Origin of the sequence: Sphingobium sp. DEHP117 (genome assembly GCF_030867385.1) — a bacterium.
In the GTDB taxonomy this organism is placed as follows: domain Bacteria; phylum Pseudomonadota; class Alphaproteobacteria; order Sphingomonadales; family Sphingomonadaceae; genus Sphingobium.
Map to the genome: position 1 here is coordinate 480199 of NZ_JAPFBJ010000001.1, position 22897 is coordinate 503095.

Annotated in this window: 23 protein-coding genes; 16 read left to right on the forward strand and 7 right to left on the reverse strand. The window is 60.2% G+C overall.

The window, feature by feature from the left end; translation table 11 throughout:
• The first annotated feature begins 16 nt into the window (after nt 1-16).
• Nucleotides 17-1018 (forward strand): Rieske 2Fe-2S domain-containing protein, encoded by a 1002-nt coding sequence (locus OOT33_RS02385; RefSeq protein ID WP_307748375.1) that lies wholly within the window; start codon nt 17-19, stop codon nt 1016-1018.
• Nucleotides 1019-1070: 52 nt separating this feature from the next.
• On the opposite strand, the gene OOT33_RS02390 is transcribed toward OOT33_RS02385, so the two are convergent.
• Together OOT33_RS02390 and OOT33_RS02395 are read right to left on the reverse strand one after the other, a co-directional pair.
• A complete protein-coding gene (locus OOT33_RS02390; protein ID WP_307748376.1) occupies nt 1071-1448 on the reverse strand; it encodes a DUF6379 domain-containing protein in 378 nt (125 codons plus the stop codon).
• Between the two features lie 13 nt (nt 1449-1461).
• Complete coding sequence (locus OOT33_RS02395; protein ID WP_307748378.1) at nt 1462-2484, reverse strand: TIM barrel protein; 1023 nt, start codon at nt 2482-2484, stop codon at nt 1462-1464.
• Nucleotides 2485-2775: 291 nt separating this feature from the next.
• On the opposite strand from OOT33_RS02395, the gene OOT33_RS02400 reads away from it, so the two are divergent.
• The 3 genes from OOT33_RS02400 to OOT33_RS02410 are packed head-to-tail and all read left to right on the forward strand — an operon-like array spanning nt 2776 to nt 4010.
• Nucleotides 2776-3156: a DoxX family protein gene (locus OOT33_RS02400; protein WP_307748380.1), complete on the forward strand. Its 381-nt coding sequence runs from the start codon at nt 2776-2778 to the stop codon at nt 3154-3156.
• A 14-nt stretch (nt 3157-3170) separates the two neighbouring features.
• Nucleotides 3171-3806 carry a nuclear transport factor 2 family protein gene (locus OOT33_RS02405; RefSeq protein WP_307748381.1) on the forward strand — a complete coding sequence of 212 codons (636 nt, stop codon included), beginning with the start codon at nt 3171-3173 and terminating at the stop codon, nt 3804-3806.
• Nucleotides 3807-3845: 39 nt separating this feature from the next.
• A complete protein-coding gene (locus tag OOT33_RS02410; protein ID WP_307748382.1) occupies nt 3846-4010 on the forward strand; it encodes a hypothetical protein in 165 nt (54 codons plus the stop codon).
• 27 nt (nt 4011-4037) lie between these two features.
• Here OOT33_RS02410 and OOT33_RS02415 read toward each other — a convergent pair whose 3' ends face one another.
• The 4 genes from OOT33_RS02415 to OOT33_RS02430 all read right to left on the reverse strand — a co-directional run bounded on the left by OOT33_RS02415 (nt 4038) and on the right by OOT33_RS02430 (nt 8149).
• On the reverse strand, nt 4038-4982 hold the full coding sequence (locus tag OOT33_RS02415; RefSeq protein ID WP_307748383.1) for a ThuA domain-containing protein: 945 nt from the start codon (nt 4980-4982) through the stop codon (nt 4038-4040).
• Between the two features lie 21 nt (nt 4983-5003).
• Nucleotides 5004-6344, reverse strand: coding sequence for a glycoside-pentoside-hexuronide (GPH):cation symporter (locus OOT33_RS02420; RefSeq protein ID WP_307748384.1), 1341 nt, complete (start codon nt 6342-6344; stop codon nt 5004-5006).
• 32 nt (nt 6345-6376) lie between these two features.
• On the reverse strand, nt 6377-7141 hold the full coding sequence (locus OOT33_RS02425; protein WP_307748385.1) for a TIM barrel protein: 765 nt from the start codon (nt 7139-7141) through the stop codon (nt 6377-6379).
• A 105-nt stretch (nt 7142-7246) separates the two neighbouring features.
• Entirely contained in the window at nt 7247-8149 is a 903-nt protein-coding gene (locus OOT33_RS02430; protein ID WP_307748386.1) for a LysR family transcriptional regulator, read from the reverse strand.
• 167 nt (nt 8150-8316) lie between these two features.
• Between OOT33_RS02430 and OOT33_RS02435 the strand changes: the two genes are divergently transcribed.
• The 11 genes from OOT33_RS02435 to OOT33_RS02485 all read left to right on the forward strand — a co-directional run bounded on the left by OOT33_RS02435 (nt 8317) and on the right by OOT33_RS02485 (nt 20445).
• Nucleotides 8317-9432 carry an FAD-dependent oxidoreductase gene (locus OOT33_RS02435; RefSeq protein ID WP_307748387.1) on the forward strand — a complete coding sequence of 372 codons (1116 nt, stop codon included), beginning with the start codon at nt 8317-8319 and terminating at the stop codon, nt 9430-9432.
• An 11-nt stretch (nt 9433-9443) separates the two neighbouring features.
• Nucleotides 9444-10346: a VOC family protein gene (locus OOT33_RS02440; protein ID WP_307748388.1), complete on the forward strand. Its 903-nt coding sequence runs from the start codon at nt 9444-9446 to the stop codon at nt 10344-10346.
• A 3-nt stretch (nt 10347-10349) separates the two neighbouring features.
• Nucleotides 10350-11513 carry an alpha/beta fold hydrolase gene (locus tag OOT33_RS02445; RefSeq protein WP_307748389.1) on the forward strand — a complete coding sequence of 388 codons (1164 nt, stop codon included), beginning with the start codon at nt 10350-10352 and terminating at the stop codon, nt 11511-11513.
• 217 nt (nt 11514-11730) lie between these two features.
• Nucleotides 11731-13485 (forward strand): TonB-dependent receptor domain-containing protein, encoded by a 1755-nt coding sequence (locus tag OOT33_RS02450; protein WP_307748390.1) that lies wholly within the window; start codon nt 11731-11733, stop codon nt 13483-13485.
• Nucleotides 13486-13532: 47 nt separating this feature from the next.
• A protein-coding gene (locus OOT33_RS02455; RefSeq protein WP_307748392.1) for an IS5 family transposase occupies nt 13533-14293 on the forward strand; the annotation gives its coding sequence in 2 pieces (ribosomal slippage) (nt 13533-13869 and nt 13869-14293; 762 coding nt in all).
• A gap of 3 nt (nt 14294-14296) precedes the next feature.
• The gene (locus OOT33_RS02460; RefSeq protein ID WP_307748393.1) at nt 14297-14794 is read left to right on the forward strand and encodes a TonB-dependent receptor domain-containing protein; all 498 of its coding nucleotides are present in this window, start codon (nt 14297-14299) and stop codon (nt 14792-14794) included.
• A gap of 124 nt (nt 14795-14918) precedes the next feature.
• Complete coding sequence (locus tag OOT33_RS02465; protein ID WP_307748394.1) at nt 14919-15548, forward strand: gluconate 2-dehydrogenase subunit 3 family protein; 630 nt, start codon at nt 14919-14921, stop codon at nt 15546-15548.
• A gap of 19 nt (nt 15549-15567) precedes the next feature.
• Nucleotides 15568-17253, forward strand: coding sequence for a GMC oxidoreductase (locus tag OOT33_RS02470; RefSeq protein ID WP_307748395.1), 1686 nt, complete (start codon nt 15568-15570; stop codon nt 17251-17253).
• 22 nt (nt 17254-17275) lie between these two features.
• Entirely contained in the window at nt 17276-18685 is a 1410-nt protein-coding gene (locus OOT33_RS02475; protein WP_307749272.1) for an MFS transporter, read from the forward strand.
• A 10-nt stretch (nt 18686-18695) separates the two neighbouring features.
• Nucleotides 18696-19475, forward strand: a complete 780-nt coding sequence (locus OOT33_RS02480; RefSeq protein ID WP_307748396.1) for a cyclase family protein — start codon at nt 18696-18698, stop codon at nt 19473-19475.
• A gap of 4 nt (nt 19476-19479) precedes the next feature.
• Complete coding sequence (locus tag OOT33_RS02485) at nt 19480-20445, forward strand: fumarylacetoacetate hydrolase family protein (protein WP_307748397.1); 966 nt, start codon at nt 19480-19482, stop codon at nt 20443-20445.
• A 99-nt stretch (nt 20446-20544) separates the two neighbouring features.
• Here OOT33_RS02485 and purU read toward each other — a convergent pair whose 3' ends face one another.
• Nucleotides 20545-21399, reverse strand: coding sequence for a formyltetrahydrofolate deformylase (purU, locus tag OOT33_RS02490; protein ID WP_307748398.1), 855 nt, complete (start codon nt 21397-21399; stop codon nt 20545-20547).
• Between the two features lie 87 nt (nt 21400-21486).
• Between purU and OOT33_RS02495 the strand changes: the two genes are divergently transcribed.
• The gene (locus OOT33_RS02495; protein WP_307748399.1) at nt 21487-22884 is read left to right on the forward strand and encodes an aminomethyl transferase family protein; all 1398 of its coding nucleotides are present in this window, start codon (nt 21487-21489) and stop codon (nt 22882-22884) included.
• Nucleotides 22885-22897: the final 13 nt, after the last annotated feature.

The window sequence follows — 22897 nt, forward strand, 5'->3', positions numbered from 1 at the left end:
AGAGAGGATATGGATCGTGGCCGAATTTATTCGCGATGCCTGGTATCTCGCGGCATGGAGCGATGAGGTCCCCCGTGAGGGCTGGTTGGCACGCCGGTTGCTCGACAGGCCGTGGTTGCTGCTGCGTGACAGTGAGGGGGTCGCCGCAATGGTCGAGGACCGCTGCCCCCATCGTTTCGTGCCGCTGAGCCGAGGCCAACGTGAGGGCGACACGATTATCTGCGGCTATCATGGGCTGGGCTTCGACTTTTCCGGGGCGTGTGTGCGCAATGCGTTCGGAAGTCCGCCCCCGGGGGCACAGATCGCCGCACCGCCAGTGATCGAACGTCACGGAGGGCTATGGTTCTGGCCTGGCGTGCGCGACAAGGCCGATCCAGCGCTGATCCCCGATTTCGACTTCATCGACCGCGCTGGCCCGGTGGGGCGTTCGGTGTACGTCATGAGCGTGAACTATGAGCTGATTGCCGATAATCTGCTGGACCTCAGCCACGCGGAGTTCCTTCATACCCAGAGCTTTGGCACCAATGGCTCGCTCTTCAGTCATGGTATGCAGACGGTCGAGACGGCGGAAGATGGCGCAGTGTGGAACAAGTGGGACATCCGGGATGCGGTGCCCCCCGGCTGGGCCGTTCCGATGCTTCCGGAAGGCGGGCGCATCGATCAATATCTGCATATCCGCTGGCATGCGCCATCCGCGCTTGCCCTCTTTATCGGGATCTCGCGGGCGGGCACGGAAGGGCACGAAATGGTGATTCCCCCGATGGCCAATCCCCACATTCTGACGCCGGAGACAGAGACGTCGACCCATTATTTCTTCACGCATGGTCCGACCGCAGAGGACGAGGCTATGGCGCGGCGGGTGTTTCTCGAGGAAGACGAGCCTATGATCGCGGCTCAGGCAGCGGCGATGCGCGGCACGGATTTCTGGGAGGAGCGGCCGTTGATCCTGCCCTCCGACCGCGCCGCGATTCTCGCGCGGCGCAGGCTGATGCAGCTGCGCAAGGCCGAAGCGGGCTGAAACGAAAAAGGGCGCCGGTGAATTCGGCGCCCCTTCATGGAAGGCTACACCGTCAGGCCGCGAGTGCGAGGTTCTTGCTGTCCTTCGTCGTCGGCACGAACGGCAGATAGGACACTCGGTTCCGCACGGCGAACTCGATCTTGTGCTCGCCCGGTGACAGGCCGTCATCCTTGAGGGCAATGATCAGCGCCTTTTCCCCGAAATTCCACCGGTCGTCATAGACGGTTTCCATCTGGTCGAGTGTATAGGTCTTGCCGCGCACCGAGAAGCGGATGTTCTCGCGCGGAATGGCGACGCCATCCACGCTGACCATGATATCCTCGATCATCGAAAGGCCAAGGCCGCGGTAATAGGGCAGGCGCCCGAGAAACGCGAAGCCGCCGTCGACTTTCTGGAGGCTGCCCTCGACGATCATTTTGTTGTCCATCATGATATTCTTCTCCTTATGCCGCGACCGGGGTGGCGAGCGTGGGCACCGTCTCTTCGCCCAGAAGCCTGGCAAGCATCACCTGCTGCCTGCGAACCTGCTCCACCGAATCCGGCTCTTCCGCGTCCTCGATCCAGCGGTTCCCTTCATATTCGGAGCAGATATAGCCCTGATAGCCACCCTGCTGCAGAACCTTGACGATCTCGTCATAGGGGATCGAAGGCTCCACATAGTCCTCATTCATGTGATAGAATTTTCCATGAATGTTGTGGATGCGGTGCATGTAATCGAGCATCCGCTTCGGCTCGAACGCCGCATTATGGCGCAGCGTCTCGGCCATCGCGATGGAAGGGCCGGTGCCTCCCATCTGCTGAACGTTGAGGATGACATATTCGGACAATACCCGGTCCTCATACGCCTTTTCGACATAGTCCGCGATGGTCTTGGGGACGCCCATCCGCATGAACTTTTCTTTCCACACGGTTGGAAAGGCGAAGACGAACATCCCCATGTCGGGCAGAAAGCCCAGTGCGTCCGAACCGAATTTTTCGAATGCCTCGGCGTGGCGGATGATCCACGGATGGTCGAAATGCAGCGGTGCGTGCACCTCTATCAGTATCTTGATGCCCTTTTCTTCTGCATAGGGCGCGGCGGCAACGAGAACCTCAGGGGCGATCGAGACCAGCGCGCGAATGTACTTCATGCCAAGGCGCGCGCCGAAGTCGATGTCTTTCCTCACGCTCGCCACCTGCTCGTCGAACGGCATTTCACGGCCCTTGTACCGCTTGTAGTCGAGCATGAAATCATGGCTAACCGGCGTGCAGCCGTATTTCTCGATGAGCCGGTGCCAGTTGTCCACGTCATCTTGCGCCACGCCGCATTCCGGCCAGCCCCAAAAGCTCTGCTCACCGATAATCTCGATGCCTTTCGCTCCAAGCTCTGCGCTGATGCGGATGCAATCCTCCAGGCTCATCTTGCCCTGGAATGTTTCGTTCTGATAGGAATAGAGGCTGACGCCCCGTTTGATTGTTCCGGCCATTACCTGCCCTTTCGCGTGTCTAGCGTTTTGTGGAGCGGGGTGGCGAGACAGGCCGGCCAGCGTTAAGCCGCCGGTTTTCAGACTCTCTCCCCTGGGGCCTTGGCCCTAATTAGAATTTATATTCATATATAAGAATGGTTTTGTCAAGCCGGATCACCACGCTTGATCTTATTTAGAACCAATATATTATTTCTATATGGAGAGGGAATCATGGCTTGAAACATCGGCGTCGTTCATCGCGCCGACCAGCGTCGGCATGACGATTGCTTGCCTGATGCCCGATCGACCGGCATGATCATCCGACGCATCATCCTCGCAATCCTGTCGCTGCCTCTGGCCTTGTTTTTTGCCTTTGTCGGCTGGCACAAGGTCTTCTCGCCGCTGGCGGAACTTGCCCGTCATCACTCGTGGACCATCTGGCTGCCAGAGTGGCTCGGTAAACTCGTTGGCTGGAGCGAAATGGCCTGTGCGTTCGCCCTGCTGCTCGGCCAGTTTCCCCGCTGGTATGCGGTGACGCGCGGGGCGGCTGTGGGCCTGATCGCCAACCAGACTGTCGCGGCTGCCTTTCACTTGACGCACGGCGAGGCCAACTCGCTGCCGCAAAACGCTGTGCTCGCTCTCATGCTGGCCATGGTGGCGCTGCTTGTCCCACCTTTCAAAGAACGCAAATAGCAGGAGGAAGCTTGATGAAATCGCACGTAAAAATCTGTCTCGCGGCAGCTTTGCTGGCCGGAGCATCCGCACCAGTAATCGCGGGCGATAAAGCGGCGCAGGGGGCGGACGTCTCTGCCTTGCGCGCGGAGGTCGCCACATTGCGTCATTCGCTGCAGCGGAGCGAGGATCGGGCTTCGGTCGAAAATCTCTTCTCGCGCTACATGTATCTGCACAACGCCTTCCGCGATACCGAGATCATCCCGCTTTGGGCGAAGAAGGGTACGCCGGGCGTCCGCTCGCAATATTCCAACCTTGGCGTCTACACGGACTGGGACAAGATCATATCCTATCACCAGGGTCGCCCTGCGCCGGCCGGCAAGCTGATATTCCACTATGTCACGACGCCCCTCATCGAGATTGCCGGTGACGGGCAGACTGCCAAGGGCCTGTGGATCGTCAACGGCCTCGAGTCGGGCCTTGTGGACCCGGAACTTGCCAAGAGCATGCCTGCGTGGATGTTTGAGAAGGAAATGGTCAACGGCAAGAAGGTCTGGATGCACAACGTCTATCTGAAATACGGCGTCGATTTCATCCGGCAGGACGGCGCGTGGAAGATATGGCACTTCCATTGTTTCGAGGTCGCTCGCGCGCCTTATGGCATGGGGTGAATCCCCTTCGCCGCCGCCGCTCAGGACGATGCATTCAACGTGGACCTCATGTATATCGGCGAGGATGGCAAGCCCGTGTTCATGCCGAAGGTCGACGGCCCGGCCAAGGTCACATCCAACATGTATCGCACGGACACGCCGCAACGGCTTGAGGCCCGGCCTCCGGAACCCTATCAGACTTTCAGCGAAACCTTCGAATACTGATTGGGGCAAGGCCGGGCCGCGCGACCGTCAACGCTTGCCGTCGTCGCGGGTGTCCTCGTGAAGCGGCAGCGTTACGGCGCCGGTGGCGGCCCATTCGGTCCCGCGCAGGATGAGGTCCTGCAAGCCGGGGAAGTGCAATGAAACCTCGTCGTGCCCAACAGTGATCGAGAAGACGCGGCCCTTGCCATAATCGGCGGTCCAGATCTGGGGGTGGTCCGCATCAATCCCCTTCATCTGCTTCAGCTTGTCCGGGCTGTAAACGGCGGGATCGTATTTGTTGCTCATGAGCTTTGGCGCATAATCCGACGCGGACTCCCGAGCGGTGGCCAACACATGGATCTTTGCGTCTTCTGCAAAGCTCATGTTCGTGTACATGTCGTCATTATAGGTCCAGATATAGTCGCGCATTCCGGCGGTGATCGGGTTGGACTTGTCGACGATATGAATCGGAAAGGAGCCCGACGGAGCGCGGCGGCTCTGGCCGGGGACCATGACCGCTCCGACCAGGCGCTTGTATTCCGGTATGTCGCGGCCCCAGGTGAACGAGGAATGATAAGCTACCAGCCCTCCGCCTTCGCGCACATATTGATAGAGTGCCGCGAAGGCCTCGGGTGACCAGATATGCTGCGTCGGATCGGAATAGTTCCAACGGCTCGAATAGTTGAGAAGCACCACGTCATAGGTTTTAAGGGTGTCGAGCGTACCGTGGTCGAAGTCCTCGGTGATACGCACGTCGAACCTCTTTGAATCGTGCATCATGGTACGCAGAGCGTTGTTCACCCCGGTCCAGTCGTGTTCATAGGAATTCTGACCGGAGATGATCAGCACCTTTAGCCGTTTCTCTTTGGGATTGACGGGGATCGCAACGCGCTGGACCGTCTCGGGCGGGCGGTAGTCGGTGGTGACGATCACCTGTGCCGCGAGTGGCGCGGCGCAAAGGGCGAGAACAGCTAAAGCGGCAGGTTTATACATGACTTTCTCCTCTGGATCGGATCAGGCGGTAACGGGAGTTCGCGCGGAGAGGTCAGCGCGGATGGTATTGCGGAGGCCGTCCACCGGCCAAAACAGAGCGACGACGGTCTGCATCGCAAGCAGCACCACTGCGCTGCCATAATAGGTCCAGCGGATTGCCTCTGTCGCGGTCTCACTGGGCGTACCGGGCGTGTAACCTGTCGCGCCCAGGATATAGGCGAAACCCGCCGTCCCGATCGCCATGCCGACCTTGGTGGCGAGGCTGACGCCGGCAGACAGCAAGCCTTCGCGGCGCACTCCGAACTTCCATTCGTGATAGTCCACCGTCTCCGCGATCATCGTGAAAGCGGCGGTGATGGTGATCGATGTCGCGAGGCAGGCGAGAATATAGATGGAGAGGAACAGCGCGCTGTTACCCTCCGCCAGCGGCAAGACGGCAAACAGCATAGCGGAGATCGCCAGCACAGCAACGCTTCCCCGGCGAATGCCCATACGCGCCAGTATCGGGGGCGCAACGAATGCGGACAACAGCAGCATGCCCGAAACGGCGGGCAGCAGGATCGAAATCATCCAGGGACGATGCAGCACCTCGATGGCGAAATAGGTCGTCGCGCTCATCATGATGCCGAAGCGGATGAAATAGATGAAGCAGAAGCCGAAGCAGACGAGCCATGCCCGGTTGCGCAGCATCTGGCCCGCCGCCGGAAGGATGGCGAAGCGCGGCGCGGACGGGTCCTGAAAGCGCTCACGGCAGTTGCGGAACAGCGCCAGCGTGGAGATCAGGCCGATCCCGGCAAACAGGATCGCCACCGCAGCAAAGCCTCGTTGCTGGTCCGTCCCGCCAAACAGGCCGACCAGCGGCATCGTTGCTGCGGTGCCGAGCACGACCGACACCGACGTTCCGATCGAGCGCATTCCGCTCAGCTTCAACCGCTCGCGCCTGTCCTGCGTCATCATCGGCATCAGCGCGGTATAGGGGATCGCCTGCAGCGACATGAGGATCCCGAGCGCCTTGAAGGTGACGAAGGCATAGGCGATTTGGGCGCCCTCACTCCATGCCGGTACGTTGAACAGCAGCACCGTTACCACCGCATAGGGCACGGCGTTGAAAAGGAACCACGGTCTTGTGCGGCCCCAGCGGCTTCGGGTGCGATCCACGAAGACGCCGACAACAACATCGATCACCGCATCGAGAAGCCGAGCGATCAGGAACACCGTGCCGACCGCAGCGGCCGGCAGGCGAACAACATCGGTATAATAATAGAGCAGGAACGCGCTGGCCATGTTGTAGGCCAGGCTGGTGCCCAGATCACCGAACCCGTAGCTCAGACGCTCCGAAAGGGACAGGCGCTCATCGGCCATGACGACTCTCCTGACAAAATGTGCACATGGGTTCAGAGACCCAGAGCTTGACGCGTTCTGGCAAGCGATTCCGCGATAGGAAGCGTCGGCCGGTATTCGAGCCCGATATCGCCGTCATAGCCCATGCGCTTGAGCGCAGAGAGCTTGGCGGGCCAGTCGATTGTCCCTGTGCCCGGTTCATTACGACCGGGAAAGTCGGCGACCTGCACGTGGCGGACCAGATGCATCCGCCCCTCAAGAACTGCTTCCATATCCTCGCCCATCACGGTCGAGTGATAGACGTCGTACAGCAGGCGCAATGCCGGGCTGCCGACGGCTTCTATCAGGTCGAGTCCCAGCGTCGTGCTGACGAGATACATGCCCGGATGATCGATGCGGTCATTGAGAGGCTCGAGTACCAGCGTCGCGCCTTCGGTCTCCGCCATCCTGGCCAGTCTGGAGAGGGCGGTGACGGCAGTATCGAAATGCTCCTGCAGGGAGATGCCTTCTCGCACGAAGCCCGACGCAATGATGATCGGCGGCTGGCCGATCCGCCCTGCTGCGGCAATGCTGTCTCGCACGGCGGCGAACAGTTCGTCGTGCTGCGCGGGATCGACAAGGCTACGCCGCGGGTCCGCGCAGAATCCGGTCAGCCGGACGCCGGTATCCGCTAGCGCAGCAGCTATCGAGGCAATATCCTTGTCGCGCCACAGATGGAACTCGGCCGCCTCGTATCCCGCCGCATGGGCCGCCCGGATACGCTCGCCGAGATCGGTATATTGATCGAAATGCCACTCAATGCAGGGTGCCAGGACCATATCGCTCTCCTCTGGCGGCCCCGTACGGTCCTTTTGGACCCGTTTGCCTGGCGGTGCTGCCCGCTACTTTATTAGAATCAATATTCTCATTGAATAATGCGTCCGTCAAGAGTGCTGTGGAGTGGCATCTCTGCTCAAGAGCCGGGCGATCTCGTCAAGCAACCAAAGCAGCCCGGCGTCGTCCGCCCGGGCACGGTGAAATTGTGCCATTTCCCGCATCGGAGGGAAGGCAAAGGGCAGCGGCGCAATGGCGATTTCAGTGCGCTGCGCCGCTAGGCGGGCGAGCCGCTCATGCATGATCGCGAGCCGTTGCGTGCCGACCAAGAGGTCGGGAACAATAGCGAATGACGGCACGATCACTTCTTCGCGACGCACGATCCCCAACGCCCGCAGCTGAGCCTCGGCAAATGTCAACCGCGTGATCTGGCCAAGCCGAACCGACACATGGCCCGCCGAAGCAAAGGAATCGGAGGTCAGAGGCTTCTGCATCAAGGGGTTGCCGCTCCAACCGACAATGACATGCTGCTCTTCGAACAACAGCCGGGCAGGGTTGCGCGGACTTATGAATTCCTGCGGAACCATAAGCAGGTCAATTTCCCCCCGATCCAGCAACTCGGACGAATTGTCGTCGGGCTGGACGATGTCGAGTTCGATCCACGGCGCGGTAAGGGCGATGGCGGCACAGAGCGGTCGCAGCACGACACTGGTCAAAAAATCCGACATCGCCAGACGGAAACGCCTGTGCGTGGTGGCGGGATCAAACTGCGCGGGTTGGCTGGCAAAAGCGTCAATTTCGGTCAGGAGCTGGGCCAGTTGAGGCTTCAGGCGCAGTGCGTACGGCGTGAGCATCAGCCGCTTGCCGCGCGCGGTAAGCAACGGATCCCCGAACCAGTCGCGCAGCCGTTTCAAAGCGGCGCTTGCCGCAGGCTGGCTGAGGTGCAGCCGGTCCGCAGCGCGGCTGACGCTGGCCTCGTCGAGCAGCGCCTCGAGAGCCACCAGCAGATTCAAGTCCAAGCCTTTGAAGCGCACTATCTATCACTCGAAATTATGGATTATCATGAAAACAAACAATTATATTAATTTCAAGCCTGATATTACAAGTGCCTGAGAAAGCTGGGCGAAAAGTCCCAGATACGGGGAGACCGCCGCCTGCGGGTGGCCGCTGAGAGGCGTTGATGAAAACTCTTGAAATATTGGTGGTTGGCGCGGGTATCGGCGGGTTATCGGCTGCGATCGCCCTGTGTCGCAAGGGGCATCATGTCACTTTGATCGAGCGCGATCCGCAGTGGTCCGTCTATGGCGTGGGCATCATTCAGCAGTCCAATGTCGTGCGGGCGATGGAGCAGCTTGGCGTGCTGGACGCATTTCTTGATGCGGCCTGCGGGTTTGATGCCGTCGAGATTTTCGCTCCCGATGGCACCAAGGTCGCAAGGATCCCGACACCCCGGCTGGTGGAAGGCAAGCCCGCCAATGTCGGCATCGGCCGGCAGGCGCTGCAGAAGGTCTTGGCCGACAAGGCTGAAGGCCTCGGCGCAAAAGTCCGGTTGGGTCTGACCGTCGAGACGCTGGATGATGACGGAACCAGAGTGACCGCCACTTTTTCAGACGGGACGAACGGTGTTTATGACGCTGTGATCGGTGCCGACGGCGTGTATTCCCAAATGCGCTCGCTCATTCTGCCCGACGCAGAGCGTCCGGAGTTCACCGGGCAGGCGGTATGGCGATACAATTTTCCTCGCGCGGAGGGGTTGGATGCCCTCCAGGTCTACAACGGACCGACCGGCGTGGGTCTGGTGCCGATGAGCCAAGACCTCATGTACATGTATGTGACCACGCCAGAACCGGGCAACCCCTGGTATCCCACGGAGGGCATCGCCGCGACGATGCGAGGCAAGCTGAAGGGCTGCGCCCCTGTGATCCGTGAATTGGGTGAAAGGATCACAGACGATGCCGCCGTGGTCTATCGCCCGCTCGAAGGAATGCTGGTGACCGGCGCATGGAGCAGGGGCCGGATCGGCCTGCTTGGTGATGCGGTCCACGCGACGACGCCACATCTCGGTCAGGGCGCCGGCATGGCGATCGAAGACGCGATCGTGCTGGCCGAGGAACTGGACCGGCACGACACTGTCGAAGCGGCGTTCAACGCCTATCGCGACCGCCGTTTCGAACGCTGCGCCTATATCGTGCGCGCCAGTCTGGCCATTTGTCACGGCCAACTCGGCATTGCCCCGCCGGTCGATAATCACAAGGCCACTGGCGAAATGTTTGCCGTGGTTTCGCAGCCAATCTGAAGGATATTGTCATGAGCCGTGTTACCGAAATCCGTTATGTGGGCTATGGCGTGGCCGACTTCGATGCGGAGAAAGCCTATTACGCTGACGTCTTCGGGCTTGAAGCGGTGCCCAGTGATGACGGTCTTGCCTGGTTCAAGGCACAGGGTAGCGACGAGCACCATGTCGTCAGGCTGCGCCCGGCGGAGAATAACCGGGTCGATGTAATCGCGCTCGCCACCGACAGCCGTAACGATGTTGATGCGCTCTGCGAGAAGGTTAAAGCCGCCGGGGCGAAGATCGTCCACGACCCGCGCGAACTGACGACACCCGGTGGGGGCTATGGGTTCCGCTTCTTTTCCCCTGACGGCATACAGATGGAAATCTCGGCCGACGTGGCCCGTTCAGGCAAGCGTGATCTGGCCAGATGGGAAGGCGTCCCCGTAAAGATCAGCCACATCGTCCTGCATTCGCCCGATCATCAGGCGCTGATCCGCTTCTTCACGGATGTCCTGGGCTTCAGGATTTCCGATTGGCTGGGTGATTTCATGTGCTTTTTGCGCTGCAATTCGGCGCATCACCGCTTTGCTATTCTTCCCGGGCCGCCCTGCCTCAATCACGTAGCATATGACATGTTGTCGGTGGACGACATGATGCGGGGTGCCCACCGGCTGAAACTGAAAGGCGTGGACATCGGCTGGGGACCCGGGCGGCATACAGCCGGCAACAATACGTTCAGCTATTTCGTAACGCCCGGCGGGTTCGTCACCGAATACACCTCGGAGCTGGAGGAAGTTGATTTCGATACGCGGGAGCCGACCGTCTATACGCCCGCGCCCATGGTCATGGACCAATGGGGCATAGGCGTGGGCGGGCCGCAAACCCTGCCGCACCCACAGCCTAACCCTGGGCTTTTCGTCACATCGGAAGCCTGAGGAATGGCGCTTTTAGAATATTTTCCGAATTATATCTGGAACCTCTCGGTTGCGATCGCGATCGAGAGCGGGGCGCAGATCGGCGAGATCGTCGATATGTGCCAGCCGATCCGCGATGCCGCCGCGAGCGGGGCCGATGCCGGCACGCCGCAGTTCATGGCGCAATGGGCGGCAATGGGCGAGAAGCTGATCGAACTTGCCGCGGAGGACGAAGCAAAGGGTAGGGACTTCAGCGCGTCCAACAAGCTCGAACGCGCGTCGCTGTATCTGATTACCGCCGAACGCATGCAAGGCCATGGGCATCCGGGCCGCGAGGCCACCTATGCGCGCGCACGGCAAGTATTTGACCGTTCCACCCTGTTGGGAAAGATCAATCGCGAGCGCGTGGAGATACCGCTCGAGACCGGCATGATGCCCGCCCTTTACACGCGCGCAGACGGGCCGGGGCCACATCCGGTCGTGGTCTATTGTAATGGTCTCGATAGCTGCAAGGAGCTGCTCTACTGGTCGCGGCTACCCGAGGCGCTGGCCCGGCGCGGAATCTCGACACTCTGTGTCGATCAGCCGGGAGCGGGCGAGGCACTGCGGCTTCAGGGACTGCCGGTCGATCCCCATTCCGAGAACTGGGCTTCAAAGGCGGTGGACTGGTTGGAAGTGCAGCCCGGTGTCGATCCCAAGCGGATCGGCATGACCGGAATCTCGCTCGGCGGCCACTTTGCTCCGCGCGCAGTTGCCTATGAGCCGCGCTTCGCCAGCGGGGCGGTATGGGGAGCCAATCACAACTGGCGCGAGGTGCAGGACAGGAGGCTCAAGCGCGAGGGGGAAAATCCGGTGCCGCATTACTGGGCGCACGTGATGTGGGCCTTCGGCGCGCGGGACATGGAAGAGTTTCTGGAAAAGTCCGGCGACATGAACCTCAACGGCCACATGGATCGAATACGGGTTCCTTTTCTGGTCACGCACGGCGCGCAGGACCGCCAGATCAACGTCAGCTATGCGGACGACCTCTACGACCAGCTCGTCAATTCTCCGCGGCGCGAGAAGGTGATCTTCACCGCGCGCGAGGGCGGAGTGGAGCATGTCGGGGCGGACAACATGGCTTTTGGCCGCGACTGCATTGCCGACTGGTTTGCGGAAACGCTCGGCGGCCGCACGAAACAGGCTTAAAAACGGAACTAGAATGATGATTCTTGACCGAAGCGGAATTGATAGATAGAATCAGGGTTCTAATTAGCTGCCCGCGAATCGAGGGGCGCAATTGTAAGGGAGGATGGATATGAGAAATCTCAACTATATTAACGTCCTGTTGGCAGGTGTTTGCGCCGTAGCATTCAATGCTCCTGCGATGGCTCAAGAGGCGTCGACAGCTGAGGCGGCTGGTGAAATGAACGAGATCATCGTCACCGCGCAAAATCGCGCGGAAAATGTTCAGGACGTCCCGATCGCGATCTCCGTCGTTACGGGTGAAAAGCTGCAGGAAAAGAACGTCACCGATTTTACATCGGTGATGCGCGTCGCGCCTTCGCTTCAGGTCACCCGAGATACCAATCTGGTAAAGGTATTTGTGCGCGGCGTGGGTTCTAGCGGGCACGGTGAAGCAAACGACCAGTCGATCGCCGTCAACATCGACGGAGAATATATCAACCGCCCGACCATCCTCAATGCCGCCACGTTCGACATTGATCGTGTGGAGGTTCTCCGGGGCCCGCAAGGTACCCTTTATGGCCGCAATTCCACTGGCGGCGCGGTCAACTTCGTCACGCGGAAGCCGGGCAAGGACTTCGGCGTCAATCTGTCGGGCACCTATGGCAATTATGACCAGATAACACTTGAAGGTGGCGTCGATGTGCCGTTTGGAGACGTCGGTGCCGTGCGCTTGTCGGGAATTTATACCGACCACGATGGATATGTGCGCCATCCCAACACCGTGCCCCCGAAACTCGGCGGGTATACGACACGTCAGGGCAATCGCAGCGGTGACGATCATCGTTGGGGCACGCGCGCCAGCCTGCGGCTCACCCCGGTGGATGATCTCACAGTCGAGGGCTCCTACGAGCACGTCGAAAGCGATCTTGTACTGGCAGGTCAGGCCTTCGTGGACCTTACACAGGCCGCAAACGGCCCCGGCGCGAACTGTCAGCTCAACGGCTGGAGCCAAGTGGGGCCATCCACGCCGGGCGTGCAGTGCGTTCCTTCGAACACCAATTTCCTGTCCAAGATAAAGCGCGGAGAATATAATCAGGTGCTGACCGGCCTGGGCAGCTACAAGCAAAGGACCGACGCAGTCCGCGGTCACCTGGCATATGATATGGACTTCGCTACCCTGTCATACACGGGTGGCTATCGCTCGACGCTTTCGAAGGGTGTAAATACGCTCAGCCCGGCCTACGCTTTCACCAATTTTGGCGAGAAGGTGAAAACGCAAAGCCACGAAATCCGCCTCAATGGTGATGCCGGCGGTATCGTTTGGCAGACCGGCGTGTTCTTCTTTAATGAGAAGCTGACCACCAATGGTGGTCTGTACATCCCCTTCATCGGCCCTCAAGGCAGCTATGTTAACTATTTCCGCCACCCCACCAAATCCAAGAACTGGTCGGTCTTCGGCCAGGTCGAGGTTCCGCTGGGCGAAACACTGACAGCGGTTGCGGGCGGGCGCTACACGGATGACAAACGCTCCGGCTCCTGGACCAATTATGCGTTCGCATTCAATTCCGGCCCAATCGAGTTGACCAATCAGGCCACGCTGCCTCTCGTCAATCTGACGTACAAGGGGCACAAGTTCAACTGGCTGGCAGGGCTGAACTACAAGCCGAATAGTGACACGCTCGTCTACGCCAAGGTCTCTACCGGCTACAAAGCTGGTGGCTTTGACGGCAGCGGCTCAACGTTCAAGCCTGAATCGAACACGGCTTACGAGATCGGCACCAAGCTGAATTTCGGAGAGACGAGCCAGCACACGTTCAATCTTTCGACCTTCTATTATGACTATAAGGACCTGCAGAACGACGTGCTGCTCAACCCCGCTGTCGGCGGGCAGACCTTCAACGCGGGCAAGGCGGAGATTTATGGCGTTGAAGCCGAAGCTGTCATCAAGCCTTCGCGCAACGATACCTTCACCGCTAGGGTCAGGACCCATTGATTATCGGGCTGCAATGTGATTCAGGCGCGCAGTAAGGAGCCTGAGAGATGCGTGATTTGTTTTGGCTGACGGACGAGCAGATGGCTCGGCTTCAGCCCTATTTTCCGAAAAGCCATGGTCGCCAGCGGGTTGATGATCGACGGGTGTTAAGCGGGATAATCTTCGTCAATCGCAATGGATTACGGTGGTGCGATGCGCCAAGGGAATATGGCCCGGCGAAGACGCTTTATAACCGCTGGAAGCGCTGGGGAGACAAGGGTGTCTTCGTCCGGATGATGGAAGGCCTAGCCGCACCGCAGGCTCCCGAACGCAAGACGGTCATGATCGATGCAACTTATCTCAAAGCCCACCGCACGGCGTCCAGCCTGGCGGTAAAAAGGGGGAAGCTGGACGCCTGATCGGGCGCACGAAGGGTGGCATGAATACCAAGCTGCATGCCGTCACCGATGCAAACGGTCGCCCAATCAGCCTCTTCATAACCGCAGGTCAGGTCAGCGATTATACAGGGGCCGCCGCCCTGCTCGACACCCTCCCCAAGGCACAGTGGCTGCTGGCTGATCGGGGTTATGATGCGGACTGGTTCCGTGATGCCTTGCGGGAAAAGGGCATCAAACCCTGCATTCCGGGCCGTAAATCCCGGAACAAAGCCGTCAAGTACGACAAGCGCAGATACAAACGCCGCAACCGCATCGAGATCATGTTCGGTCGCCTCAAGGACTGGCGGCGTATCGCAACACGCTATGACAGATGCCCAACCGTCTTTCTCTCGGCCATCGCCCTCGCTGCTACCGTCATCTTCTGGCTCTGATCAATGAGTCCTGACCCTAGCGTCAACTATCTCCATGCCCGCTACAAAAAGTTCACCGCGACCTACAATGTGTTCGATACTGCGGTGCCGAACCGTACGGGGCTGGACTTGGTCAATTTCCCGAGCGACATCGCCGACCTTGCCGGCAACCGCATTCCCCAGGCGCCAACCTGGGTGATCAGCGTTGGTTATGACCATGTCTTCGATCTGGGTACTGCGGGCACTGTCACCGCGAGTGCGAGCACGCGGTTGAAGAGCTTCTATTACACGGACCTCTTCAATTACCGTGACACGAGGCAGAGCGCGTTCACCCAATCGGACGCGAGCCTTACCTGGAAGCCGGAAAACAAGCAGTTTTCGGTTCAGGCCTATGTGCAGAATATCGAAAACTATCGTCCGCTGGTATATGCCGGTTATACCGCAGCCAATACCGATGACATTTTCAACTGGCAGTTTGGCGCTCCCCGCACATATGGTGTGCGCCTGTCTGCCAATTTCTGATGGTGATGCGGGACAGGCAGGAAGCGCCTGTCCCGCACACACGCAAAGGGTAGGGTCGCAAGTCGGACCCTGCTGCTTAAACAGACGTCATGGCCGCTAGTGCATGACAGTCGGGACAAGAACGATGGTGAAGCACGCAACCGATGGCTGGGAACGCAGGGATTTTCTCGGCGGAGCAGCGTTGCTGGCGCTTCTGATTGGCATTCCGGTTGCTGCCATAAAGCTTGACGACCTCCCTGCCGACGAAGCGCCGACCGACCGCCAACGGCTATTGATGAGCCACGTAGCCCAGCTTGTTATTCCCAGAACGGAAACGCCAGGCGCGGGGGATGTCGGTGCGGGAGATTTTGTACTGCTGGCATTGGCTCATGGGCTCTCGGGAAGCTCTGATCCGATCACGCCCGAAACCTTGCCCGGACTTTCCGGCCATCTTCGGCATGATGGTTCGCTGCGACACGCCGACTGGCTTGAGTCGGACCTCGACCGCCGCAGCAACGGCAACTTCCTGCGGAAGGGCATCGATCAGGCCAAGATCCTGGGCGGCCTCGATGCCGAAGCATATGCCGATGGAATGGACAAGCATCCCTGGCGCACGATCAAGACGCTGATCCTGACCGGATATTACACTAGCCAGGCCGGAGGTTCGCAAGAGCTGCGGTACGAGCCTGTGCCAGGGCGTTGGGAGCCGGACCTTCCGGTAACGCCTGATACGCGTGCTATATCGAACGATTGGACCGCGGTCGATTTCGGCTGAGCGGAGACGGAGCGAGACCATGGATTTTGACGCTATCGTCGTTGGCTCGGGCATTACCGGTGGCTGGGCGGCCAAGGAACTGACCGAGGCGGGCCTCAAGGTCCTGATGATCGAACGCGGGCGAGAAATACGCCATCAGCAGGATTATGACACGGAAATGAAGGCTCCGTGGGAGATGCCGTTCAGGGGCATCGGTGACACCGAGATGTACCTCAAGCAACATCCCGTGCAGATGTTGAACCGGCATTTCACCGAATACACCGAAAAGCATTTCGTCAACGATGCCGAAAATCCGTATTCCACCGCTCCGGGCACGGATTTCACCTGGTTCCGGAGTTACCAGCTTGGCGGCCGGTCTCTCACCTGGGGGCGGCAGTCCTATCGCTGGTCGGATTATGACTTCGGCGCCAATGCGCGAGACGGGCACGGAACCGACTGGCCGATCCGCTATGCCGACCTCGCGCCCTGGTATGACAAGGTGGAAGAATTTATCGGGGTGTCCGGTCAGTCGGAGGGCCTCAAGCAACTGCCCGACGGCAAGTTTCAGCCCGGTATGGCCCTGAACGCGGTTGAACAGCATGTGCGCTCGGCCATCCTCGAGCGCTGGCCCGAGCGCTGCCTTACCATTGGCCGGACGGCTAATATGACCCAGGCCAAGCCTGACGAAGGTCGTGCCGCTTGCCAGTATCGGTCGATCTGCGCGCGCGGATGCTCCTTCGGCGCTTATTTCTCGACACAGTCCAGCACACTGCCGGCGGCGAAAAAAACCGGTCGGCTTACGGTGATTACCGACGCCGTAGTCGAGGGCCTTGATTTTGACCCCGCCACCAGACGCGTCACCGCCGTGCGCTATAGCGACACGAAGACAAAGCAGACACATCGCGCCACCTCGCGCATCGTGTTCTTGAATGCCGGTGCGTTCAACTCGGTGCATGTCTTGCTCAATTCGGCCAGCGAGGCGGCGCCCAACGGGCTGGCCAACTCCAGCGGGGTGCTGGGCACGCACATCATGGACCATGCGAACACGCTGTCGGCTCTGGCGCTGATGCCGGGGTTCGAGAAGCATACCAGCTTCGGCAACCGGCCGACGGGTGTCGTCCTGGCGCGTTATCGCAACATGGACGCTTTGGACGGCGTTGGCCATTCCAGAGGATTTTCGTTCCAGGGCGGTGCGTTCCAATCCACCTGGACAGCGGGGCGGCGCGATGCGGGGATCGGCGAAGCCTACAAGGAAAAACTGCGCCATCCGGGCATGTGGCGGATGGTGCTTGTCGGTTTTGCCGACTGTCTGCCCCGGGCTACTAACCGGCTTACACTGGACCGATCGCGCCTTGACGCGAATGGCCTGCCCACGCTCAAGGTGCAGTTCGCGTTCGGTAAAGAGGAAGGCGCCGCATTGGCGCAGGCCAAGGCTGAGGCGACCGAGATGCTGACTGCTGCTGGTGGCGTCGTCATCGCGGGAGGCGACCAGCCTGGCGCTGGTGGAACTGCCATTCACGAAATGGGCGGCGCGCGTATGGGTCATGATCCCGCGACCTCGGTGCTGAACAAATGGAGCCAGGCCCATGATGTGGCGAATCTGTTCGTCACAGACGGTGCCCAGATGAGTTCGACCGCATGCCAGAACCCGTCCCTGACCTATATGGCGCTAACGGCGCGGGCCTGCGATGCCGCAGTATCGATGTTGCGCGAAAACCGTATCTGAAATGACACCTGAAGTGACATCGATGACGGCGCGGCAAAGGTCGCTGGCGCTGATCATACTGGTCATCGCGCTGGTGCTGGAGATTGTCGACCTGACAATCGTCAACACCGCGCTGCCGGCGATTCAGAGCGGGATTGGCGCTGACCCAAAGCATGTCCAGTGGATCGTGGCCGGCTATTCGCTCAGCTTTGCGCTGCTGCTCATGGCCGGAGGCAGGCTGGGCGACAGCATTGGTTACCGCCGGGTGTTCATTTGGGGCGTGGCGGGTTTCACCCTTGCCTCGGCCGCGTGCGGATTAGCCCGCAACGGCGATGAGCTTGTCGCCGCCCGCCTTCTTCAGGGAGCAACCGGCGCAATTATGGCGCCACAGGCGTTGGCGCTGCTGCAAGTCCTGTTCGACCCGCTGGAACGGGTGGCCAAGATGGCGCTGTTCGGTGTTATCGGCGGCTTGGCTGCCATCGCCGGGCCGATATTCGGGGGTTTGCTCATTGAATCCGATATCTTCGGTCTGGGTTGGCGGCTGGTCTTCCTTGTCAATCTGCCGGTGGGGATCATTGCGATCGCGGGCGCGCTGCGCTTCCTGCCGACCACGCACGCGATCCGGGGGGACGGGTTCGACATCATCGGCACCGCGCTGTTCGGCGCGGCGGTTGCGGCATTGTTATGGCCTTTGATCGGGGCGGAAGGCGGCGGCGGTGTCGGTGCGGCGAGCCTCGCCAGCCTGGTTGCGGTCATCCCGCTGTGCTGGCTCGGCTGGCGCCATGTCGTGAAGCGGGTTTCCCAAAGGCGCGTCGCGCTTTTTGATCCCTCGATCATGGCAATACCTACCTTTCGGATCGGCCTTGTGATGTCGGTTGCCTTTGCGGCAGCTAATGCCGGGTTTCTGCTTGTTTTCGCTTATGCTCTCCAGACAGAGCGGGGGCAGACACCTCTGATGACGGCCATGCTCCACATGCCGTTCGGCTTTGGTGCCATGTTCGGGATCGGGGTGCTGAGCCGCTCGTTCCTGCCGAGTTATGGGCGAACAGTACCTCTCATTGGCGCCATCACTATGGCGAGTGCAACGACACTGGTTTTGATCGCGATCGGCAGCGGTTGGTCGCTTGGTTTCGCCGCGCCAGCCATGATTTTTGCCGGCATCGGCATGGGTATGACGACCGGCTGCATCGGCCCGATCACCTTCGCTCAGATGGACCGGGATCATGCGGGGGCTGCGTCTGGCCTGCTCAAGACCTGTCAGCAGCTCGGCAGCGCGCTCGGCGTGGCGGTGTTGGGGAGCGCTTACTTCAGTTGGTCGGCATGGGTCGGGCGGGAACCCACCCTCGTTGCCGCAGCGGTCGAGGTCAGCATCCTCCTGTTCTGCGCGGTTGCGGCGACCCGCCTTCCCAAGACGATTTTTTTGCCGCAATCCACTCACCCCGTTGCTGCCTGAGGATGTGCTGATGAGTCGCCGGTTCGTTGACCTCTCAATTACTCTTTGCAACGATGTCGTGAGCGATCCGCCGTTCATGCGCCCGCACATCGACTATCAGGCGCATGGCGACACTGTGCATGAGTTGCAGCATTTCTTTCCCGGCGTAACGGCGCAGGATACACCTGACGGAGCGGGTTTCGCGGCTGCCGAGTGGGTGAAGCTCACCACGCATAATGGCACCCATCTCGATGCGCCATGGCATTATCATCCCACGATGGACGGCGGCGAACGCGCAATCACGATCGACGAAGTACCCCTCGAATGGTGCTTTCAGCCGGGAGTGAAACTCGACTTCCGGCATTTCCCTGACGGCTATGTCGTTACGGCGCAGGACGTAGAAGACGAGCTCGCGCGTATCGGCCATGAGCTGAAGCCGCTGGAGATCGTGCTCGTCAACACCGCCGCCGGTGCGGCGATGGGGGATCCGAACTTTGTGAACATCGGCTGCGGCATGGGATATGAGGCGACGATGTACCTGACTTCGCGTGGGATCCGGGTGACCGGGACCGACGCGTGGAGCTGGGACGCGCCCTTCAGCCACACGGCGCAGAAGGTGAAGGAGACGGGTGATACCTCGCTCATCTGGGAGGGGCATAAGGCGGGTCGCGACATCGGCTATTGCCACCTCGAGAAACTGCACAATCTCGAGGCACTTCCGGCGGACGGGTTCACCGTCTCCTGCTTTCCTCACAAGATAAAGGGCGCGTCGGCGGGCTGGACCCGCGCCGTCGCGATCTTTGAGGACTAGCGCGATGCGGCTGGCAACTCGCAGAAACGGCACCCCGGATGGGGAGCTGGTCCTGGTTTCATCCGACGGCAAGCGCTGCCTTCCTGGCGGACCGGATTGGATGAACCTGCTCACGGCGATCGCGTCCTGGGATGATGCACTCGGCGCCATGCGGTCGATCGCGGATCGGCTGAACGCGGGCGAGGGGGAGGCGCTCGATCAGGCCTCTTTGGGAGCGCCCATGCCGCGAAGCTGGCAATGGCTCGATGGATCTGCATTTTCCACGCATGGCGCGCTGATGCAGATAGCTTTCAACCTGCCCCCAATTGATACCGAACGACCACTTATGTATCAGGGCATGTCGGATCGCTTCTACGGCCCGAATGACGACATTCCCTTTCCGGACGCCGCGCACGGTATCGATTTCGAAGGCGAGTTTGGCGTCATTGTCGACACTGTGCCCATGGGTACCTCGGCGGCCGACGCACTGAGGTATATCCGGCTCGTCGTGCAGATCAACGACTGGTCCCTGCGCGCGATCGCCCCGATCGAGATGAAAACCGGCTTTGGCTGGGTCCAGGCCAAGCCTGCCTGCTCGATGGCGCCTTTTGCCGTCACACCTGACGAGCTGGGCGATGCATGGCGGGATGGCAGGGTCTGTCTGAATCTCGAAATCGACTGGAACGGCAGGAGGATCGGAGCGGCTAACGGTTCGGCGATGGATTTCGGCTTTCACGAACTTATCGCCCACGCAGCACTCACGCGTGATCTGGTCGCGGGAACTATCATCGGTTCGGGCACCGTTTCCAATCCCAATTATGGCGAAGTCGGCTCCAGCTGCATCTCTGAAATCCGTGCAATCGAGATGATCGAAAAGGGAGCCGCCGAGACACCATTCATGGCCTTTGGCGACACGATCCGGATGGAGGGGGTAGGGTCGGGCCGCAACGCGCCTTTCGGTGTAATCGAACAGACGGTGGTTCGGTCGTGAAAACGCAAGTCGTGATTGGCGGCGTGTGAGCTGACCTGCTCGTCGCTCCGCTTCGCGGATCGCCCTTTCCACGCCTGCCTTGCATCTACCGACGCGTTGTCATGGCGCAAAAACGACCGTCTTGTTGCCGTTGAGGAATACCCGGTCGTCGATGTGCAGCGCCACCGCCCGGGCGAGGACCCGCCGTTCAATGTCGCGTCCCCGGCAGACGAGATCCTCGGGCGAGTCGGCGTGGGTGACTGCCTCCACATTTTGGTGGATGATCGGCCCTTCGTCGAGGTCGGCGGTCACATAGTGTGCGGTCGCGCCGATCATCTTGACCCCGCGATGAAAAGCCTGGTGGTAGGGTTTGGCGCCCTTGAAACCCGGGAGGAACGAGTGATGGATGTTGATGCAACGCCCCGACAACTGGCGGGCCAGGTCGTCGGACAGGATTTGCATGTATCGGGCCAGCACGACCAGCTCGGCGCCGGAACTCGCGAGGATGGCTGATACTTGCGCTTCCTGTGCCGCCTTCGTGTCTTTTGTAATAGGGAGATGGTGAAAGGGGATGTCGCCCAGTAGCGAGATGTTGAGCGCGTCGGCTGGATGGTTGCTGACGATCGCGACCACATCCATCGGCAATTCCCCGATCCGGGTGCGATAGAGCAGGTCGCCCAGGCAATGGTCGAACTTGCTCACCATCAGCATAACCTTGCGGCGTTCTCCCGCCGGACGGACGGCCAAATCCATCGCATACGACCGCACGAGAGGCTCCATCGCATCCTTGATCGCGGCGCAGTCCGTGCCCTCGCAATCGAATTGGACCCGCTGAAAGAAGTAGCCGGAGTCGGTCGCGTTAAACTGTTGCGCCTCGCGGATATTGCCGCCCAGGCGGGCGATCTCGGCACTGACGGCGGCGACCAGGCCGGGCCGGTCGGGACACGACAGCTTGAGGACATATTGTGTGGGCATGATCCGTTTCTCTCCTAAAAATCGTTTGTGTCACATACAAAATAATATATCTGTCGCATAGTAATTATTAACAGGAGAGATTCGATCATGGCGTCCAACCTCGAACAAGTGCTGGCCAGCCAGTCCGATATCGTCGCGATGCTGCGTAATTCGCAGCTAGGGGCCTATGTTTATCCGGTGGTGGCGCCCGAGTTTTCGAATTGGCGCTCGGAACAGTGGGCTTGGCAGCATTCCGCGGTGCTGTTCGACCAGTCGCACCATATGGTGAATCTCTACCTGCGTGGCAGGGACGCGATGAAGCTCCTGTCCGATACGATGATCAACAGCCCCAAGGGGTGGGCGGTCAATCGTGCGAAGCAGTACGTCCCGACCACGCCCTACGGCCATGTCATAGGCGACGGGATCATTTTCTGGCAGGAAGAAGAGGAGTTCTGCTATGTCGGCCGCGCGCCGGCGAGCAACTGGCTGCGCTTCCAGGCGGAAAAGGGGGGCTACGACGTTGACGTCGAGCTCGATGACCGCAGCCCGATGCGTCCCATGGGCAAGCCTGTCACACGCAGCGTCTGGCGCTTTCAGATTCAGGGTCCAAACGCTTGGGATGTGATTGAGAAGCTGAACGGAGGCCCGCTCGAGAAACTCGCCTTCTTCCGCATGAGCACGATGAACATCGCCGGGCGTCAAGTGCGCACGCTGCGCCACGGCATGTCGGGCGCGCCCGGCCTCGAAATCTGGGGGCCGTACGAGGAGCAAGAGGAAATCCGCGCCGCGATCCTGGATGCGGGCAAGGAATTCGGCCTGATCGCGTGTGGCAGCCGCGCCTATCCTTCGAATACCCTCGAATCCGGCTGGATTCCGTCGCCGCTGCCCGCAATCTACACCGGCGACGAGTTGAAGGACTATCGCGAATGGCTTGGGGCTGACAGCTACGAGGCCACCGGCTCGATTGGCGGCTCGTTCGTCGGCAGCAGCATTGAGGATTACTACCTCAATCCCTGGGAGCTGGGTTACGGCCCGTTCGTGAAGTTCGACCATGATTTCATCGGCCGGGAGAGATTGGAGAAGATCGACCCCGCCAGCCAGCGCCGCAAGGTGACGCTGGCCTGGAATCCTGAGGACATGGCAAAGATTATGGCCAGCCTGTTTGATCCGGACGGCACGCAATACAAGTTTTTCGATGTTCCCCTCGCGAACTATGCCAGTTCGAACTACGATCGCGTGGTCGATGCGGGCGGCAGTACCGTGGGTCTCAGTATGTTTACTGGGTACTCATACAACGAGAAGCAGGCGCTCAGCCTTGCGACGATCGACCACGAGATCCCCGACGGCACCGAACTGCGTGTGGTCTGGGGCGAGGAGAACGGCGGCACGAAGAAGACCACTGTCGAGCCACACAAGCAGATCGAGGTCCGCGCAATCGTCTCTCCCGTGCCCTATAGCCGCGTCGCGCGCGAAACATATCAGGAAGGCTGGCGTACAGGGCGCTGAGCTGCCGAAGCGC

What these genes read in the sequence shown, in the direction of transcription:
- OOT33_RS02485 (WP_307748397.1), top strand. Translation starts at nt 19,480, where the DNA reads ATGCGGCTGGCAACTCGCAGAAACGGCACCCCGGATGGGGAGCTGGTC.
- OOT33_RS02465 (WP_307748394.1), top strand. Translation starts at nt 14,919, where the DNA reads ATGGTGAAGCACGCAACCGATGGCTGGGAACGCAGGGATTTTCTCGGC.
- OOT33_RS02425 (WP_307748385.1), bottom strand. Translation starts at nt 7,141, where the DNA reads ATGGTCCTGGCACCCTGCATTGAGTGGCATTTCGATCAATATACCGAT.
- OOT33_RS02440 (WP_307748388.1), top strand. Translation starts at nt 9,444, where the DNA reads ATGAGCCGTGTTACCGAAATCCGTTATGTGGGCTATGGCGTGGCCGAC.
- OOT33_RS02460 (WP_307748393.1), top strand. Translation starts at nt 14,297, where the DNA reads ATGAGTCCTGACCCTAGCGTCAACTATCTCCATGCCCGCTACAAAAAG.
- OOT33_RS02395 (WP_307748378.1), bottom strand. Translation starts at nt 2,484, where the DNA reads ATGGCCGGAACAATCAAACGGGGCGTCAGCCTCTATTCCTATCAGAAC.
- OOT33_RS02475 (WP_307749272.1), top strand. Translation starts at nt 17,276, where the DNA reads ATGACGGCGCGGCAAAGGTCGCTGGCGCTGATCATACTGGTCATCGCG.
- OOT33_RS02480 (WP_307748396.1), top strand. Translation starts at nt 18,696, where the DNA reads ATGAGTCGCCGGTTCGTTGACCTCTCAATTACTCTTTGCAACGATGTC.
- OOT33_RS02435 (WP_307748387.1), top strand. Translation starts at nt 8,317, where the DNA reads ATGAAAACTCTTGAAATATTGGTGGTTGGCGCGGGTATCGGCGGGTTA.
- OOT33_RS02470 (WP_307748395.1), top strand. Translation starts at nt 15,568, where the DNA reads ATGGATTTTGACGCTATCGTCGTTGGCTCGGGCATTACCGGTGGCTGG.
- OOT33_RS02450 (WP_307748390.1), top strand. Translation starts at nt 11,731, where the DNA reads ATGAACGAGATCATCGTCACCGCGCAAAATCGCGCGGAAAATGTTCAG.
- OOT33_RS02405 (WP_307748381.1), top strand. Translation starts at nt 3,171, where the DNA reads ATGAAATCGCACGTAAAAATCTGTCTCGCGGCAGCTTTGCTGGCCGGA.
- OOT33_RS02495 (WP_307748399.1), top strand. Translation starts at nt 21,487, where the DNA reads ATGGCGTCCAACCTCGAACAAGTGCTGGCCAGCCAGTCCGATATCGTC.
- purU (WP_307748398.1), bottom strand. Translation starts at nt 21,399, where the DNA reads ATGCCCACACAATATGTCCTCAAGCTGTCGTGTCCCGACCGGCCCGGC.
- OOT33_RS02445 (WP_307748389.1), top strand. Translation starts at nt 10,350, where the DNA reads ATGGCGCTTTTAGAATATTTTCCGAATTATATCTGGAACCTCTCGGTT.
- OOT33_RS02415 (WP_307748383.1), bottom strand. Translation starts at nt 4,982, where the DNA reads ATGTATAAACCTGCCGCTTTAGCTGTTCTCGCCCTTTGCGCCGCGCCA.
- OOT33_RS02400 (WP_307748380.1), top strand. Translation starts at nt 2,776, where the DNA reads ATGATCATCCGACGCATCATCCTCGCAATCCTGTCGCTGCCTCTGGCC.
- OOT33_RS02390 (WP_307748376.1), bottom strand. Translation starts at nt 1,448, where the DNA reads ATGATGGACAACAAAATGATCGTCGAGGGCAGCCTCCAGAAAGTCGAC.
- OOT33_RS02420 (WP_307748384.1), bottom strand. Translation starts at nt 6,344, where the DNA reads ATGGCCGATGAGCGCCTGTCCCTTTCGGAGCGTCTGAGCTACGGGTTC.